Below are 14,471 nucleotides of genomic sequence, written 5' to 3'. Positions count from 1 at the left end.
CAGCGTCTGGCTTCAGCGGCACCAGAGTGAAGGCTTGTAGATCAGGTCCATCCAGAGTGCCCAGGCTGCCACCGCACAGAGCAGCCCCCCCGCGACCCGGGTGCCCCACTCTGCACGCACCTGATTCAGACGGCTTCGAAGTCGGCTCCACGCCCAGGGGCCACCCAGCAGCCACACCCCGCTACCCACGGCAAACAACACCATGGTCAGCGCCCCTTCCAAGGCTCCGCCACTCAGAGCGGCGACCAGCAGGGCCGAGTACAACAATCCACAGGGCATCAAGGCCCACAGGGCGCCTGCCACCAGCACGCCACCGGGCGCCCCTACCAGCGGCCGGACGCGCCCCCACACCGCCCGCCCGGCCCGCTCCACCCAGGCAGGCTGGCGCGACTGCACCATCATCATCAGGCCCCAGGCCATGACAGCCACATGCATCAGGGTCCACACCGGGCGCAGGGCCGTGGTCTGCTGGGTAAGCCAAGCCAGGCTGTCCATGGCCAGGGCGGCCAGGGCGCCTGCGGCCGCGTAGCCCACCAGCCGCCCCCCATGAAACGCCAGGGTGCGCAAAACCACCCCACCCCGTGGCACCCATTGCACAACCTGCACCGCAGTGCCTTCTGGCGCCGGACTGTCCGCCCCCTCTGAGGCCGCAGCCCGCCCCACCACGGCACCACAGGGCGCAGCACACATGACCAGGCAATGGGACCCGCCTGCGAGTCCCATGAGCAAAGCCGTCCAGGCAACGGTTGCGAGCATAGGCCTCAGATGATGCGCGAAAACCGGGCGCGATTACGGTCTGCCTGCAGATAACGGTCAAAGACCATGGCAATGCCCCGCACAAAAAACCATCCCATGGCCGTCACTTCGATCCCCTCGGGTCCCACCCGCACCAGCCCCTGTTCGGCCATGTCTTCGAGCTGGGCAATCTCCGCCGCAAAGTACTGCCGCACATCGATCAACCAGGCCTGCTCCATGGATTCATAGAGCAACTCGCCCTGGCACATCAGGGCCATGATGGCGGCGCGGCGCACAAGATCGTCGCGCGTGAGGGCCAGGCCACGCACCACCGGCAGGCGCCCCTGGTCGAGAAAGTCGTAATACTCTTCCAGCGTCTTGGAGTTCTGGCTGTAGGTCGCACCCACGCGGCCGATGGCCGATACGCCCAGTCCGATCAGATCGCAGTCGGGCTGTGTGCTGTAGCCCTGGAAGTTGCGATGCAACCGCCCCTGGCGTTTGGCCACAGCCAAGGCATCCGAGGGCAGCGCAAAGTGGTCCATGCCCACATAGACATAACCCGCGTCCATGAACGCATCGAGCGAGCGCGACAGCATCGACAGCTTGCTCGACGCCGTGGGCAGCTCGGCCGACACAATGCGGCGCTGGGGCTTGAAACGTTCGGGCAGGTGTGCGTAGGCATACAGCGCAATGCGGTCGGGCCGCAACTGTGCAACCTGCTCCAGGGTACGGTCGAACGACTCGGGGGTCTGGCGCGGCAGGCCATAGATCAGGTCCACGTTCACCGAATCAAAACCCAGCGAGCGCGCTGACTCCACCAATGCGAACACCTGTTCGGCAGGCTGGACGCGGTGCACGGCCTTCTGTACCTCCGCATCAAAATCCTGCACACCGAAACTGAGCCGGTTGAAGCCCAGCTCAGCCAGCAGCGCCAGCCTGTCGGCGTTCACAGTGCGGGGGTCCACCTCGATGGAGTACTCACCGCCCGGCGCCAAGGTGAAGCTGCGCTTGAGCATGGCCATGAGTTCACGCAAACCCGCATCCGACAGAAACGTGGGCGTCCCCCCACCCAGGTGCAGCTGGCTCACCACCTGGCCCACGCCGCAGTGTGCGGTGTGCAGATCGATCTCGCGGCTCAGGTAGCGCAGATAGACTTCTGCGCGGTCATGGTGCTTGGTGATGATCTTGTTGCAGGCGCAGTAGTAGCACAGCGACTCGCAGAACGGAATGTGCACATACAAGGACAAGGGCAAGGCCTTGGCCACCGAGCCTGTCCGGCGCTGCTCCAGTGCCAGGATATAGTCTTCCTGCCCGAACGCTTCGACAAACCGGTCGGCTGTCGGATAGGAGGTGTAGCGGGGCCCCGGCACGTCAAAACGGCGCAGGAGATCGGGCGAAACAGCGGTCATGGGGGAATATCCTTGCGTACACCCTGACTGTGCCGTACCCTCTCGGCGATGTCCTTGACCTGCATCAAGCGAACGACCAGGCCGACGGGCGACAATTTGACAAATGTCAGTCGCTCCGGCGCCCCCCCGAAGGCCTTCCAGCTTTTTCGTATCGGGCGCGATGTACTTGACACCCAACCTCTAGCTCACGTGCCTATGAACCCGCTCACCATCAAAGTCGCCTGCTCCAACTGCAACCTGCGCGAGCTGTGCATGCCCGTGGGCCTGAACGAAGAGCAACTGCAGCGCATCGATGAAGTCGTTGCCGTTCGCCGCAAGGTCAAGCGGGGGGGCACGCTGTTCCGCAATGGCGAGTCCTTCACGTCGCTTTACGCCATCCGCACGGGTTTCTTCAAAACCTGCGTGGCTACCGAAGACGGCCGCGACCAGGTCACCGGTTTTCAGATGGCGGGCGAGATCATTGGCCTCGATGGCATCGTGAACGACCACCACACCTGTGACGCGGTGGCCCTGGAAGATGCCGAGGTCTGCGTGATGCCCTTCGACCGCATCGAGGAACTCTCGCGCGAGGTCACGGCCCTGCAGCACCATGTGCACAAAATCATGAGCCGCGAGATCGTGCGCGAACACGGCGTGATGCTGCTGCTGGGCAGCATGCGCGCCGAAGAGCGCCTGGCGGCTTTTTTGCTGAACCTGGTGCAACGGCTGCATGCACGCGGCTTCTCGCAGTCCGAACTGGTGCTGCGCATGACCCGCGAAGAAATCGGCAGCTACCTGGGCCTGAAACTCGAAACCGTGAGCCGGACCTTCTCCAAATTTGTGGAAGAAGGCATAGTGGAAGTCAAGCAGCGCCATGTCCGCATCCTGGACACGGATGCCCTCAAGCGCATTGTGAACAGCCAGCAAGCCTGCCACTGATCTGGCCGCCGTCCCGGTTGGCCAGTAACGCCCCCCTTGCTCAGGAACAGGACGATGTCTTGCGGCAGTCGTCTGGCCGCTCACCCTCGGGGACCGGGCAGCGGTTCAACTCAAAGGGTGACATGGCAAGCAGCGTGGTCAACGCACTGCTTGCCATGGTGATGATCCAGAACGCAAAAAAAGCCAGCGTGTAGACACCCTGCCGCGACAGCGCCAGCGGTTGCCCAAACCAGTGCAGATCCTGGGGGTCCACCATGGCAAAAACCAGCATCTCCAGCACCCCCGCCATCAAGAAGGCGGGCCATGCAATCCACATCAGGCGTTGCGTCCACATATCGTCGTTCCTGTCTCCTGGGGGCTCAGTGGCGGCACGGTGGCATCACTGGTGAGCCACATGCTTGTGTATTTCAACGCGGCTGATCCTGCACGGGGGTGGCCGCATGGTTGCGTCCCTTCATGGCAGGTGCCAGGCTCTTCTCGGGGGCTTCCAGCGTCTTGTTGATCTCGATCCCCTTGCGGTAGTAATCCTCTGCCACCACTGGGTCTGGACGGGACAGCGCCAGCCACAAGGTCACAAAACCCGCAACGATCACAATGACCGGGCCGGCAATCACCAGCCAGACATGGCCGAATTTCCACCAGGGTGCTGCCGCAACAGGGGCAATGGCTGGGCTTGAAGACATGGCGATTTACTCCTTCACAATCATCTCAATCAACACAAGGCCATGCGTGGCCTTGCACCAGGGCACCGTTCAGCGTGGCACCAGGAACACCGATTTTTCTGTCACATGGGCGGCGGCACCGACGGCCTGCACATCGAACTGAACGGCATGAGAGCCCGGGCTTGCCGACCCATAGGGAATCTGCAAACGCACCGCCACCCAGCGCGACTCTGCGGGGCCGATGTCCACCTCGGCGTCCGAAGACACCTCCAGCCCCTCCAGGCCCCGCGCGCTGATGCGATAGCGCTGTTCACCTTCTGTCGCATTCATGATCTGCAGGCGATAGATGTTCTCCAGCTTGCCGCCAGCCACGATGCGCGAAAGCGCTGCACGGTCTCGCACCACATCAACCTTGAGCGGGGTGCGCACGACCAGGCTGGCCAGCATGGCGACGCACAAAGCCACCAGCACTGCGCTGTAAATCAGCACCCGGGGCCGGAGCACACGCCGCAGCATCTGCGACTGGGTCCACCGCTGGGCCACGCCGTTCTGGGTGGAATAGCGGATCAGCCCCCGGGGGTACTGCATCTTGTCCATGACCGTGTTGCAGGCATCCACGCACAGGCCGCAGCCGATGCATTCGTACTGCAGCCCCTTGCGAATGTCGATGCCCACCGGGCAGACCTGCACACACAGTGAGCAGTCGATGCAGTCGCCCAGCCCCTGCGCCTTGTAGTCGGTGTTCTTCTTTCGCGGGCCACGCTGCTCGCCCCGTTCGGGGTCGTAGGTCACGATCAGCGTGTCCTTGTCGAACATGGCACTTTGGAACCGTGCGTATGGGCACATGTACTTGCAGACCTGCTCGCGCATGTAGCCCGCGTTGCCATAGGTGGCAAAGCCATAGAACAGCACCCAGAAAATCTGCCAGCCGCCCTGCAGCGCCAGCAACTCGCTGCCCAGCTCGCGGATGGGCACGAAATAACCCACAAAGGTGAATCCGGTCCACAAGGCCACCGCCACCCATACCAGCTGCTTGAAGAACTTCTTGCGGATCTTCTCGAAGGTCCAGGGTCCGTTGTCCAGCCGCAGCCGCGCACTGCGGTCACCTTCGATCTTGTGCTCGATCCACATGAACATCTCGGTGTAGACCGTCTGCGGGCAGGCAAAGCCACACCACAACCGCCCGGCCACCGCCGTGAAGAGGAACAGCGACAACGCCGAAATGATCAGCAGTCCGGTGAGGTAGATGAAGTCCTGCGGGTACAGCACCAACCCAAAGATGTAAAAGCGTCGCGCACCCAGGTCAAACAGCACCATCTGGCGCTGCCCCCATTCAAACCAGGGCAGCCCATAGAACACGATCTGCGTGAGCAGCACCATGCCCCAGCGCCAGCGCGCAAACAGGCCACTGATGGAGCGCGGATAGATCTTTTTCTGCGCTTCGTACAGCGAGATGATCTCGCCCTGGGCAGACGGCTCTGACGCCACGGGTGCAATCGGAATGACCTTGCGAGCAGGCTCGCTGGGGGGCTTCATGGTGTCGATCTACTCACAGGGAGGTAAACAGCCTAACAACAAAGAAGCCAGGCAACCACCGCCGAGGCGGTCGCCTGGCAGCATCGATCAACGCGCGGCAGCTGCCTGCTTGCCGTTCGACAAACCCCAGACATAGGCCGACAGGACCCCGATCTGTGCTTCCGTCAGCTTGTCGGCCTGCGCGGGCATCTGGTTGACCTTGCCGTTGTTGATCATGGCGGTGATCGCCGCCTCGCCCCAGCCATGCAGCCAGATATCGTCCGTGAGGTTGGGGGCGCCCAGGGCCTGGTTGCCCTTGCCGTCCATGCCGTGGCACGCAGCGCATGCCGTGAACTTGGACTTGCCCAGCGAAGCGCGCAGCGAGTCGTGCGGACTGCCCGACAGGCTCAGCACGTAGTGCGACAGATTGCGCACATCTTCTGGCGAGCCCACAGCCGCCGCCATGGGTGGCATGTTGCCGATACGACCCTTTTCCAGGGTCTCGCGGATCTTCTCGGGGGTGCCGCCGTGCAGCCAGTCACCGTCCGCCAGGTTGGGGAAGCCCTTGCTGCCACGCGCATCCGAGCCATGGCACTGCGCGCAGTTGTTCATGAACAGGCGCTCGCCAATGGCGTGGGCCTGAGGGTCCTTGGCCATGTCCTCGGGCTTCATCGAGGCAAAACGGGCGTACAGCGGCTCCAGCTCGGTCTTGGCCTTGGCCATTTCGGCCTCGTACTCACCCTTCTGGGTCCAGTTTAGCTTGCCCGTGAAACTGCCCAGGCCCGGATAGGCAGCCAGGTAGCCCAGGCCGAAGATGATGGTGATGACGAACAGCCACACCCACCACCGTGGCAGGGGGTTGTTCATTTCGACCAGGTCCTCGTCCCAGACATGGCCCGTGGTGTTGTCGGCCGTGGCCATCACCTTCTTGCGGCCCGCCATCCAAAGCAGGATGCCGCAGGCGATGATGCCGACCAGTGTCAGCGCGGTCACAAAGACCGACCAGAAATTGCTGGTGAAGTCACTCATGGGATGTTCTCGTTCTGGTGAGGGTCAATCTTGTTCGAAGGGCAGTTGTGCCGCCTCGTCAAACCGGGATTTGTTGCGGCCCCGGTAGGCCCAGACCCAAATGCCAATGAAGCAGGCCATCGATGCCAGGGTGGCGACGATGCGCATGGTCGTGATGTCCATGGCCAATCTCCTTTACTTGAGCGCGCGGCCCATGACTTGCAGGTAGGCGATGAGGGCGTCCATTTCGGTCTTGCCCTTCACCTCGGCTGCGGCGGCAGTGATCTGCTCGTCGGTATAAGGCACACCCACCGTGCGCAGCGCCTTCATGCGGGGCGCCACGCTGGCGGGGTCCACCACGCTCTTCTCCAGCCAGGGGTAGGCAGGCATGTTGGACTCGGGCACCACGTCACGCGGGTTGTTCAGGTGGATGCGATGCCATTCGTCGCTGTACTTGCCGCCCACGCGGTGCAGGTCCGGCCCCGTGCGCTTGCTGCCCCACTGGAAGGGGTGGTCGTACACAAACTCGCCTGCCACCGAGTAGTGGCCGTAACGCAGCGTCTCGGCGCGGAAGGGGCGGATCATCTGCGAGTGGCAGTTGTAGCAGCCCTCGCGGATGTACACATCGCGCCCGACCAGTTGCGTGGCGGTGTAGGGCTCGACGCCCTTCACAGCCTCGGTGGTGGACTTCTGGAAGAACAGGGGCACGATCTCCACCAGGCCGCCAATGGCGATCACCAGCAGGATCAGCACGATCATCAGGAAGTTGTTGGTCTCGACCTTCTCGTGCGAGAAGCCGGTGGAAGAAGATGAATTGTTATTGGACATGAATTGACTCCTTCGGCTCAGGCGTGGGCAGCATTCACGGCAGGAATGGCCACCTTGACCGAACGGCCAGAGATCGCGGTCATCCACACGTTCCAGGCCATGATGAGCATGCCCCCCAGGTACAGCAGGCCACCGGCCACACGGATCACGTAGAACGGATAGGTCGCCTTCACGCTCTCGACAAAGGTGTAGGTCAGCGTGCCGTCGGGGTTGATGGCGCGCCACATCAGACCCTGCATCACGCCGGCAATCCACATGGCGGCGATGTACAGCACGATGCCGATGGTGGCCATCCAGAAGTGCAGCTCGATCGCCTTGATGGAGTGCATCTTGTCGCGGCCAAACAGGCGCGGCACCAGGTAATACAGCGAGCCCATGGAGATCAGGCCCACCCAGCCCAGCGCGCCAGAGTGCACGTGGCCCACGGTCCAGTCGGTGTAGTGGCTCAGCGCGTTGACGGTCTTGATGGACATCATCGGGCCTTCGAACGTGGACATGCCGTAGAACGACAGCGACACGATCAGGAAGCGCAGGATGGGGTCGTCACGCAGTTTGTGCCATGCGCCCGACAGGGTCATGATGCCGTTGATCATGCCGCCCCAGCTGGGGGCCAGCAGGATGAGCGAGAACACCATGCCCACCGATTGCGTCCAGTCGGGCAGCGCGGTGTAGTGCAGGTGGTGGGGGCCCGCCCACATGTAGGTGAAGATCAGCGCCCAGAAGTGCACGATCGACAGGCGGTACGAGTACACAGGGCGGCCAGCCTGCTTGGGGATGAAGTAATACATCATCCCCAGGAAGCCTGCGGTGAGGAAGAAGCCCACGGCGTTGTGGCCATACCACCACTGCACCATGGCGTCCTGCACACCGGCGTAAGCCGAGTAGCTCTTCATGAGCCCTGCGGGAATGGCCGCGCTGTTGACCAGGTGCAGCAGCGCCACCGCCAGGATGAACGCGCCAAAGAACCAGTTGGCCACGTAGATGTGCTTGACCTTGCGGGTACCCACGGTTCCAAAGAACACAATGGCGTAGGACACCCACACCAGCGTGATCAGGATGTCGATGGGCCACTCCAGCTCGGCGTATTCCTTGCCGGAGGTGTAGCCCATCGGCAAGCTGACCACAGCGGCGGCGATGACCAGCACCCAGCCCCAGAAAGTGAATGCGGCCAGGGGCCCGGCAAACAGCCGCACCTGGCAGGTGCGCTGCACCACGTAGTAGCTGGTGGCGAACAGGGCACTGCCGCCAAAACCGAAGATCACCGCATTGGTGTGCAAGGGGCGCAAGCGCCCATAGCTGAGCCAGGGAATGCCAAAGTTGAGTTCTGGCCAGGCCAGCTGGGCAGCGATCACAACGCCCACCAGCATGCCAACCACCCCCACAACCACGGCCAAGATAGAAAACTGCCGCACGACCGTATCGTTGTAGTGCGCAGTCATAGTTTTTTGAGAATCCATCGGGCACCTCTTTGTATTGCAGTAAGAGTTTGTTGCAGTCGGCTCAGTGGGGCATTGACACAAGTCAACCGTCTCGGAGAATGCGCTCCCCCTCTTGCTCCACGCTCTCGAACTGGCCGTGGTAGACCGCCCACCACAGCCCGCCCAGGATCAGGAGCACCAGGAGCACGGACAACGGGATCAGGAGATAAAGGATGTCCATCAGGCGGGCTCCAGGGTTGTCTTGGGAAGGTTGGGAAGAGGCAGGGGCGCTTGTTGCACCTTGCCCGCAGCAAGGGCATCGGCATCCATGCCAGCATCTGCACCCGCATCAACACCGGCCAGGGCGGGCAGCACAGGCAGGCCGCGCGCCAGCCGCGCGGCGTTGAGCACCACCAGCAGCGAACTCAGTGCCATGCCCAGCCCGGCCAGCCAGGCGGGCATCCAACCCGCCACGGCCAGCGGCACGCACAGCGCGTTGTAGCCCGCAGCCCACCACAGGTTCTGGCGCACCACACGCAGCGTGCGGCGCGCCAGCAACACGGTCTGCGGCACCAGCGCCAGGCTGTCGCCCAGAACCACAAAATCTGCCCGCGACTGCGCCAGCGGCACGGCACGGCCAAACGCAAACGACACATGGGCCCCGGCCAGCACCGGGCCGTCGTTGAGGCCATCGCCCACCATGGCCACCTGGTGCCCGCCCGCCTGCAGCGCCCGCAGGGCCTCCAGCTTGCCCTGGGGCGAGCACTCGCCCTGCACCTGCGCAATGCCCGCCTGTGCGGCCACACGCTGCACGGCCCCCAATCGGTCGCCAGACAGCAACTGCACCGCCACGCCTTCCTGCTGAAGCGTGGCGACCACGGCTGGCGCCTCGCTGCGCAGGTCTTCCACCAGATCGAACCGGGCCAGCTCCAGCAGATCGCCACCGGCCCCTTGCTCAAGCCCTTGCGCCGACAGCACCACCTGCAACGCTGCAGTGCCCTGCTGCGCTGCCACCCCGGCGTGGCGGGCCGAGCCCAGCCAGACCCTGCAACCGGGCACAGCACCCGTGTTGTCCGACACCGTAGCGCTCAGACCCAGGCCCGCGTCCTCTTGCAGATTGGCGACACGCCAGCGCCCCTGCGGCGCTGGCACCGATGCCGAGGCGGCAGCCACCACCGCACGCGATGCAGGGTGCATGGAGTGGCGCGCCAGCGCGGCCGCCAGGCTCAGCACGTCGTCGGCCGACCAGCCCTGCATGGTGTGCACGGCCTGCAGAGCCATGCCGTCGCGGGTCAATGTGCCGGTCTTGTCAAACACCAGGGTGTCCACCTGGGCCAGCGCCTCCAGCCCCTGCAGGTTGCGCACCAGCACCCCGTGGCGCGCCAGGGTGCCCGCCGCCGTGAGCATGGCCACCGGCGTGGCCAGTGACAGCGCACAGGGGCAGGTCACGATGAGCACAGCCACCGCCACCATGAGCGCATGCCCGGGGTCCGACGGCCACCACCATGCGGCGGCCAGCCCCGCCGCCAGCAGCACGGCCAGCAGAAACGGCCGTGCAATGCGGTCGGCCAGCAAGGCCAGCCGGGGCTTTTGCAACGATGCGCTTTCCATCAGCGCCACGATCTGCGCAAACCGGGTCTGCCCGCCCGTGCCCTCCACCCGCACTTCAACAGGTGACTGCAAGTTGTAGCTGCCCGCCGTGACATGGCTGCCCAGCGGGCGTGCCACGGGGGTGGATTCGCCGGTCAGCAGCGCCTCGTCGGCATGTGTATTGCCTGCGGTGATGCACCCGTCGGCCGGAAAGGCCTCGCCCGGCAACACGCGGATGGTGTCGCCCACCACCAGGCGGCGCGTGGCCACGCGGGCAAAAATGCCGGTGGCCTCATCACGCCGCTCCACGCTGTCGGGCAGGCGGTTCATCACCGCCTCCAGCGCACCGGCTGTGCGGTCGCGCAGGCGCAGCTCCAGCCAGCGGCCGGTGAGCAGGAAAAACACGAACATGGTCAGGGAGTCGTAATACACCTCCTTGCCAAAGATGCCACTCGGGTCGAACGTGCCCGCCGTGCTGACCACAAAGGTGATCGCCATGCCCAGCGCCACCGGCAGGTCCATGCTGACGCGGCGCAGCCGCACATCGCGCAGTGCGCTGGCAAAGAAGGGGCCACACGAGAACACCACCATGGGCAGCGTGATGACCCAGGAGGCCCAGCGCAGCAGCTGCTCCATCTCGCCCGAGAGGTCGCCGGGCTGCGCCACATAGGCGGGCCACGCGTACATCATCACCTGCATCATGCAAAAGCCCGCCACCAGCCAGCGCCACAGGGCACGGCGGCTTTCACGCTGGCGCTGTGCGCGGGCAAACGCATCCATGGCCGGCATGGCGCGGTAGCCCGCGTTCTGCACGGCCTTCATCCACTGCGAGGGCAGCACCCTGCCCGGCTGCCACACCACGCGGGCACGGCGCGTGGCCGCACTCACGTCGGCCTGCAGCACGCCGGGCACGGCGCGCAGGGCGTCTTCGATGGTGAGGGCACAGGCGGCGCAATGCATGCCCTCCAGCACCACGTGCGAATCCCAGGTGGCGGCCTCGGGGCAGGCCAGCACTGCCTCGACGGCCTGGGCGGGCAAGGGGCTGCCTGCGGGTGTGCAGGGGCGGCCAAACGCCAGCCATTCCTGCGGGTCGTCCAGCAGCTGGGTGGGCGCGGTGGGCGATGAATCCGCCACGCCATCAGGCAGATGCGCCGGGGAGGCCACCGACGCATCGGGTCGAAACATTGACATGGTTCAAGCCTATCGTTGGGCCATGACAGGTACATTGACCTGCATCAAGTCCCGGAACATGATTCATCCTAAGCTTGATCCATCGTTTTGAGGAGACCTTTATGTACAAACGCATCCTGATCGCAACGGACGGCTCCCCCCTCTCGGACAAAGCCGTGGAACACGGGCTGTCGCTGGCCGCCCTCACCGGCGCCTCTGCGGTGGCCCTCAAGGTGGTGCCCCGCTACCCCCGCAGCTACTTTGAAGGCGGCATGCCCGTCGATGCCAACGATGTGAAGCGCATCGAAACGCAGTGGGGCGATGCGGCCCAGGCCATGGTCGATGGCGTGAAGGCCCAAGGCGAAGCCCAGGGCGTATCGGTCAAGCCCGTCATCGCCAAGTCCGACCTGGTGGCCGAGGCCATCATCTCTGCCGCCAAGAAGCACAAGTGCGACGTGATCGTGATGGCATCACATGGCCGCAAGGGCCTCAAGCGGCTGCTGCTGGGCAGCGAGACCCAGCATGTGCTGACGCACTCGCACATCCCGGTGCTGGTGCTGCGATAAGAAAATATGAACAAAAACAGCCGTTACCGCTCATCCATAAAGCGGTATTAGCTATCAATAAATGAGCAAAACAAATGGGGCCTGCGCGGCCCCATTTGTTCTTGTCCTGCCACCGGCCGTCTGGCCGTCTGGCTATCAGGCAAACAGCCCCTTGTGCTGCTCGCGCAGCAGGTTCTTCTGCACCTTGCCCATGGTGTTGCGCGGCAGTTCGGGCACCACAAAACACTTCTTGGGGATCTTGAAGTTGGCCAACTGCGACTTCAGCTGCGCCACGATGGCGTCGGGGTTCAGGCTGGCGCCGGGCTTGGCAATCACCACCGCCACACCGACCTCGCCAAAGTCGGGGTGGGGCACGCCCACCAGGGCACTCTCGGCCACGCCGGGCATGTCGTTGATGTAGCCCTCGATCTCGGCGGGGTAGACGTTGTAGCCGCCGCTGATGATCAGGTCCTTGCTGCGGCCCACGATGCTCACGTAGTCGCGCTCGTCCACCTTGCCCACGTCGCCGGTCTTGAACCAGCCGTCCGCCGTGAACTCTTCCTTGGTCTTCTCGGGCATGCGCCAGTAGCCCTTGAACACGTTGGGGCCCTGCACCTGGATGTTGCCGATCTCGCCCACGGGCAGCGGCTTGTTCGCGTCGTCCACCACACGCAGGCCCACCCCCGGCAGCGGAAAGCCCACGGTGGCACCGCGCCGCTCGGACTGCCCCGCGTGGCGCTTGTCGGCCGCGTAGGGGTTGGAGGTGAGCATGATGGTCTCGCTCATGCCGTAGCGCTCCAGGATGGTGTGGCCGGTGCGCCGCTGCCATTCGGTGAAGGTCTCGATCAAGAGCGGCGCAGAGCCCGCGATGAACAGGCGCATGTTCTTGGCCGCATCCTTGGTGAGCCCGGCCTCGGCCAGCAGACGCACATACAGCGTGGGCACGCCCATGAAGACCGTGGCGCGTGGCATGGCGGCCAGCACGGCCTTGGGGTCGAACTTGGCGAACCAGATCATCTTGCTGCCGTTGATGAGCGCGCCGTGGATGGCCACGAACAGGCCGTGAACGTGAAAGATGGGCAGCGCGTGGATGAGCACGTCACCACGGCCATCAGGCCCTCCGGTAGCCGTCCAGCCCCAGTAGTCCTTCAAGGTCACGGCATTGCTCAGCAGGTTGCCGTGCGTGAGCATCGCACCCTTGCTGCGGCCCGTGGTGCCGCTGGTGTAGAGGATGGCGGCCAGGTCGTCGGCCGACTTCTGCACCGGCTGGTGCACGTCACTGTGGTGCGCCGCGCGCTCCAGCAGGCTGCCCGTGCGGTCATCGCCGAGCGTGAACACATGGCCCGTGCCCTGGTTGAAGGCGATCTTGCTCACCCAGCCAAAGTTGCCGGGCGTGCACACCACCACACCTGGCTCGGCGTTGCCGATGAAGTACTCGATCTCGGCGCTCTGGTAGGCCGTGTTGAGCGGCAAAAACACATAACCCGCGCGCAGCGTGGCCAGGTACAGCACCATGGCCTCGACCGATTTCTCTACCTGTACGGCCACGCGGCTGCCCTCGGGCAGCTTCAGCGATGCCAGCAAGTTGGCCATGCGGGCGCTGGCGCGGTCCAGGTCGCCCCAGGTGTAGAACAGGGGCGTTCCATCGGGCGCCGTGGTCTCCACGGCGGTGCTCGACAGGTCGGCAGGGAAGGCTGCGCGCAGGGCGCTGAAGAGGTTGTGATGGCTCATGGCTTGGGCTTGGTTTTTTTGAAACAAGGAAGAAGGCGAAAGGCGGGCCTGCGGCGGTCCGGTCAAAACACCGGCGGGCGCTTGTCCAGGAACGCGGTGATGCCCTCGCGGTGCTCGGCGCTGTTGGCATAGCCGTAGGGGTCGGGGGCACCGTTTACTATCCTTTCGATAGCTGGAAACTCTTTACTGTCGCGCACAGAAGGCATTTTTAATGCCCTGAATGTCTGTTTGTTCAGGCGCGCAGCCTGCGGGGCGAGCGCCGCCACCCGCTGCGCACTGCCCAGGGCGTCGGTGGCCACCATGTCGTCGGCCACCACCCGGCTCAGAAAACCACGCACCAGCATGTCGGCAGCACTGAAGGTGGCGGCCTCCAGCAGCATCTGGCGCGCCACCACCTCGCCCACGGCGCCCGCCACCAGCTGCGCCTCGCGCGGGGCCATGGGAAAGCCGAGCTTGGCAATGGGCGCGCCAAAACGGGCAGCGCTGCCCGCAATGCGGATGTCGCAGCAGCTCGCAATCTCCACCCCCGCGCCCATGCAAGCCCCACGGATGCTGGCCACGATGGGTACATCGCAGGCCAGCATGGCGTGGAGCCCGCCCCACACGTCGTTTTCATGGAAGTCGCGCAGGGCGGCAGGGTCGAAACGAAAATCGGGGTACTCGGATATATCGCCACCAGCACAAAACGCCCCGCCCTCACCCGTGATGAGCACGCAGCGTGCATCGGCCCGGCGCTGAACATCTTCAAACACCGCACGCAGCTGCCGCCACATGGGCCGCGACATGGCATTCAGCCGCCCGGTGTGGCGCAGGGTGACATGCACCACACCGCCCTCACCGGCATTCATCAACACTTCACCCGACATCTTTGTTTCCATTCCCTTCACATACCGCCACGGCCTTCGTACCCGCGCTGCGCCATCGCCAGTGCCACCGTGGAAC

At 64.3% G+C, this 14,471-nt stretch carries 15 protein-coding genes; 2 read left to right on the top strand and 13 right to left on the bottom strand.

Annotated features, from left to right (window positions below; all coding sequences use genetic code 11):
- Positions 1–12: 12 nt before the first annotated feature.
- Entirely contained in the window at positions 13–756 is a 744-nt protein-coding gene (locus CBY09_RS06495; RefSeq protein ID WP_094287560.1) for a sulfite exporter TauE/SafE family protein, read from the bottom strand.
- A 5-nt stretch (positions 757–761) separates the two neighbouring features.
- Entirely contained in the window at positions 762–2,144 is a 1,383-nt protein-coding gene (gene hemN / locus CBY09_RS06490) for an oxygen-independent coproporphyrinogen III oxidase (RefSeq protein ID WP_094287558.1), read from the bottom strand.
- A gap of 195 nt (positions 2,145–2,339) precedes the next feature.
- On the opposite strand from hemN, the gene fnr reads away from it, so the two are divergent.
- Positions 2,340–3,062 (top strand): fumarate/nitrate reduction transcriptional regulator Fnr, encoded by a 723-nt coding sequence (gene fnr, locus CBY09_RS06485; protein WP_063461830.1) that lies wholly within the window; start codon positions 2,340–2,342, stop codon positions 3,060–3,062.
- A gap of 40 nt (positions 3,063–3,102) precedes the next feature.
- Here fnr and CBY09_RS06480 read toward each other — a convergent pair whose 3' ends face one another.
- The 9 genes from CBY09_RS06480 to CBY09_RS06440 form a co-directional block, all read right to left on the bottom strand.
- On the bottom strand, positions 3,103–3,396 hold the full coding sequence (locus CBY09_RS06480; protein ID WP_094287556.1) for a hypothetical protein: 294 nt from the start codon (positions 3,394–3,396) through the stop codon (positions 3,103–3,105).
- Between the two features lie 73 nt (positions 3,397–3,469).
- On the bottom strand, positions 3,470–3,745 hold the full coding sequence (locus CBY09_RS06475; protein ID WP_094287554.1) for a FixH family protein: 276 nt from the start codon (positions 3,743–3,745) through the stop codon (positions 3,470–3,472).
- A gap of 69 nt (positions 3,746–3,814) precedes the next feature.
- Positions 3,815–5,260 (bottom strand): cytochrome c oxidase accessory protein CcoG, encoded by a 1,446-nt coding sequence (ccoG, locus tag CBY09_RS06470; protein ID WP_094287552.1) that lies wholly within the window; start codon positions 5,258–5,260, stop codon positions 3,815–3,817.
- A gap of 87 nt (positions 5,261–5,347) precedes the next feature.
- The gene (gene ccoP, locus CBY09_RS06465) at positions 5,348–6,268 is read right to left on the bottom strand and encodes a cytochrome-c oxidase, cbb3-type subunit III (protein WP_094287550.1); all 921 of its coding nucleotides are present in this window, start codon (positions 6,266–6,268) and stop codon (positions 5,348–5,350) included.
- 24 nt (positions 6,269–6,292) lie between these two features.
- Positions 6,293–6,430, bottom strand: a complete 138-nt coding sequence (locus CBY09_RS06460; RefSeq protein WP_063461825.1) for a cbb3-type cytochrome oxidase subunit 3 — start codon at positions 6,428–6,430, stop codon at positions 6,293–6,295.
- Positions 6,431–6,442: 12 nt separating this feature from the next.
- Entirely contained in the window at positions 6,443–7,075 is a 633-nt protein-coding gene (gene ccoO, locus CBY09_RS06455; protein WP_063461824.1) for a cytochrome-c oxidase, cbb3-type subunit II, read from the bottom strand.
- Between the two features lie 17 nt (positions 7,076–7,092).
- The gene (ccoN, locus tag CBY09_RS06450) at positions 7,093–8,532 is read right to left on the bottom strand and encodes a cytochrome-c oxidase, cbb3-type subunit I (protein WP_094287548.1); all 1,440 of its coding nucleotides are present in this window, start codon (positions 8,530–8,532) and stop codon (positions 7,093–7,095) included.
- Positions 8,533–8,596: 64 nt separating this feature from the next.
- The gene (gene ccoS, locus CBY09_RS06445; RefSeq protein ID WP_094287546.1) at positions 8,597–8,734 is read right to left on the bottom strand and encodes a cbb3-type cytochrome oxidase assembly protein CcoS; all 138 of its coding nucleotides are present in this window, start codon (positions 8,732–8,734) and stop codon (positions 8,597–8,599) included.
- Positions 8,734–11,268 (bottom strand): heavy metal translocating P-type ATPase, encoded by a 2,535-nt coding sequence (locus CBY09_RS06440; RefSeq protein WP_094287544.1) that lies wholly within the window; start codon positions 11,266–11,268, stop codon positions 8,734–8,736. The genes ccoS and CBY09_RS06440 overlap by 1 nt, the downstream gene beginning before the upstream one ends.
- A gap of 107 nt (positions 11,269–11,375) precedes the next feature.
- On the opposite strand from CBY09_RS06440, the gene CBY09_RS06435 reads away from it, so the two are divergent.
- Positions 11,376–11,819: a universal stress protein gene (locus CBY09_RS06435; RefSeq protein ID WP_094287542.1), complete on the top strand. Its 444-nt coding sequence runs from the start codon at positions 11,376–11,378 to the stop codon at positions 11,817–11,819.
- A 135-nt stretch (positions 11,820–11,954) separates the two neighbouring features.
- Here the strand turns inward: CBY09_RS06435 and CBY09_RS06430 are convergent, their stop codons facing one another.
- Positions 11,955–13,529: a malonate--CoA ligase gene (locus CBY09_RS06430; RefSeq protein ID WP_094287540.1), complete on the bottom strand. Its 1,575-nt coding sequence runs from the start codon at positions 13,527–13,529 to the stop codon at positions 11,955–11,957.
- A gap of 62 nt (positions 13,530–13,591) precedes the next feature.
- Positions 13,592–14,395, bottom strand: a complete 804-nt coding sequence (locus CBY09_RS06425; RefSeq protein ID WP_094288083.1) for an enoyl-CoA hydratase/isomerase family protein — start codon at positions 14,393–14,395, stop codon at positions 13,592–13,594.
- Positions 14,396–14,471: the final 76 nt, after the last annotated feature.

The organism is Acidovorax kalamii, assembly GCF_002245625.1.
Taxonomy (GTDB): Bacteria; Pseudomonadota; Gammaproteobacteria; order Burkholderiales; family Burkholderiaceae_C; genus Acidovorax; species Acidovorax kalamii.
Note: the sequence above shows the minus strand (reverse complement) of the source record. Positions and strands in the feature narration are given on the sequence as shown.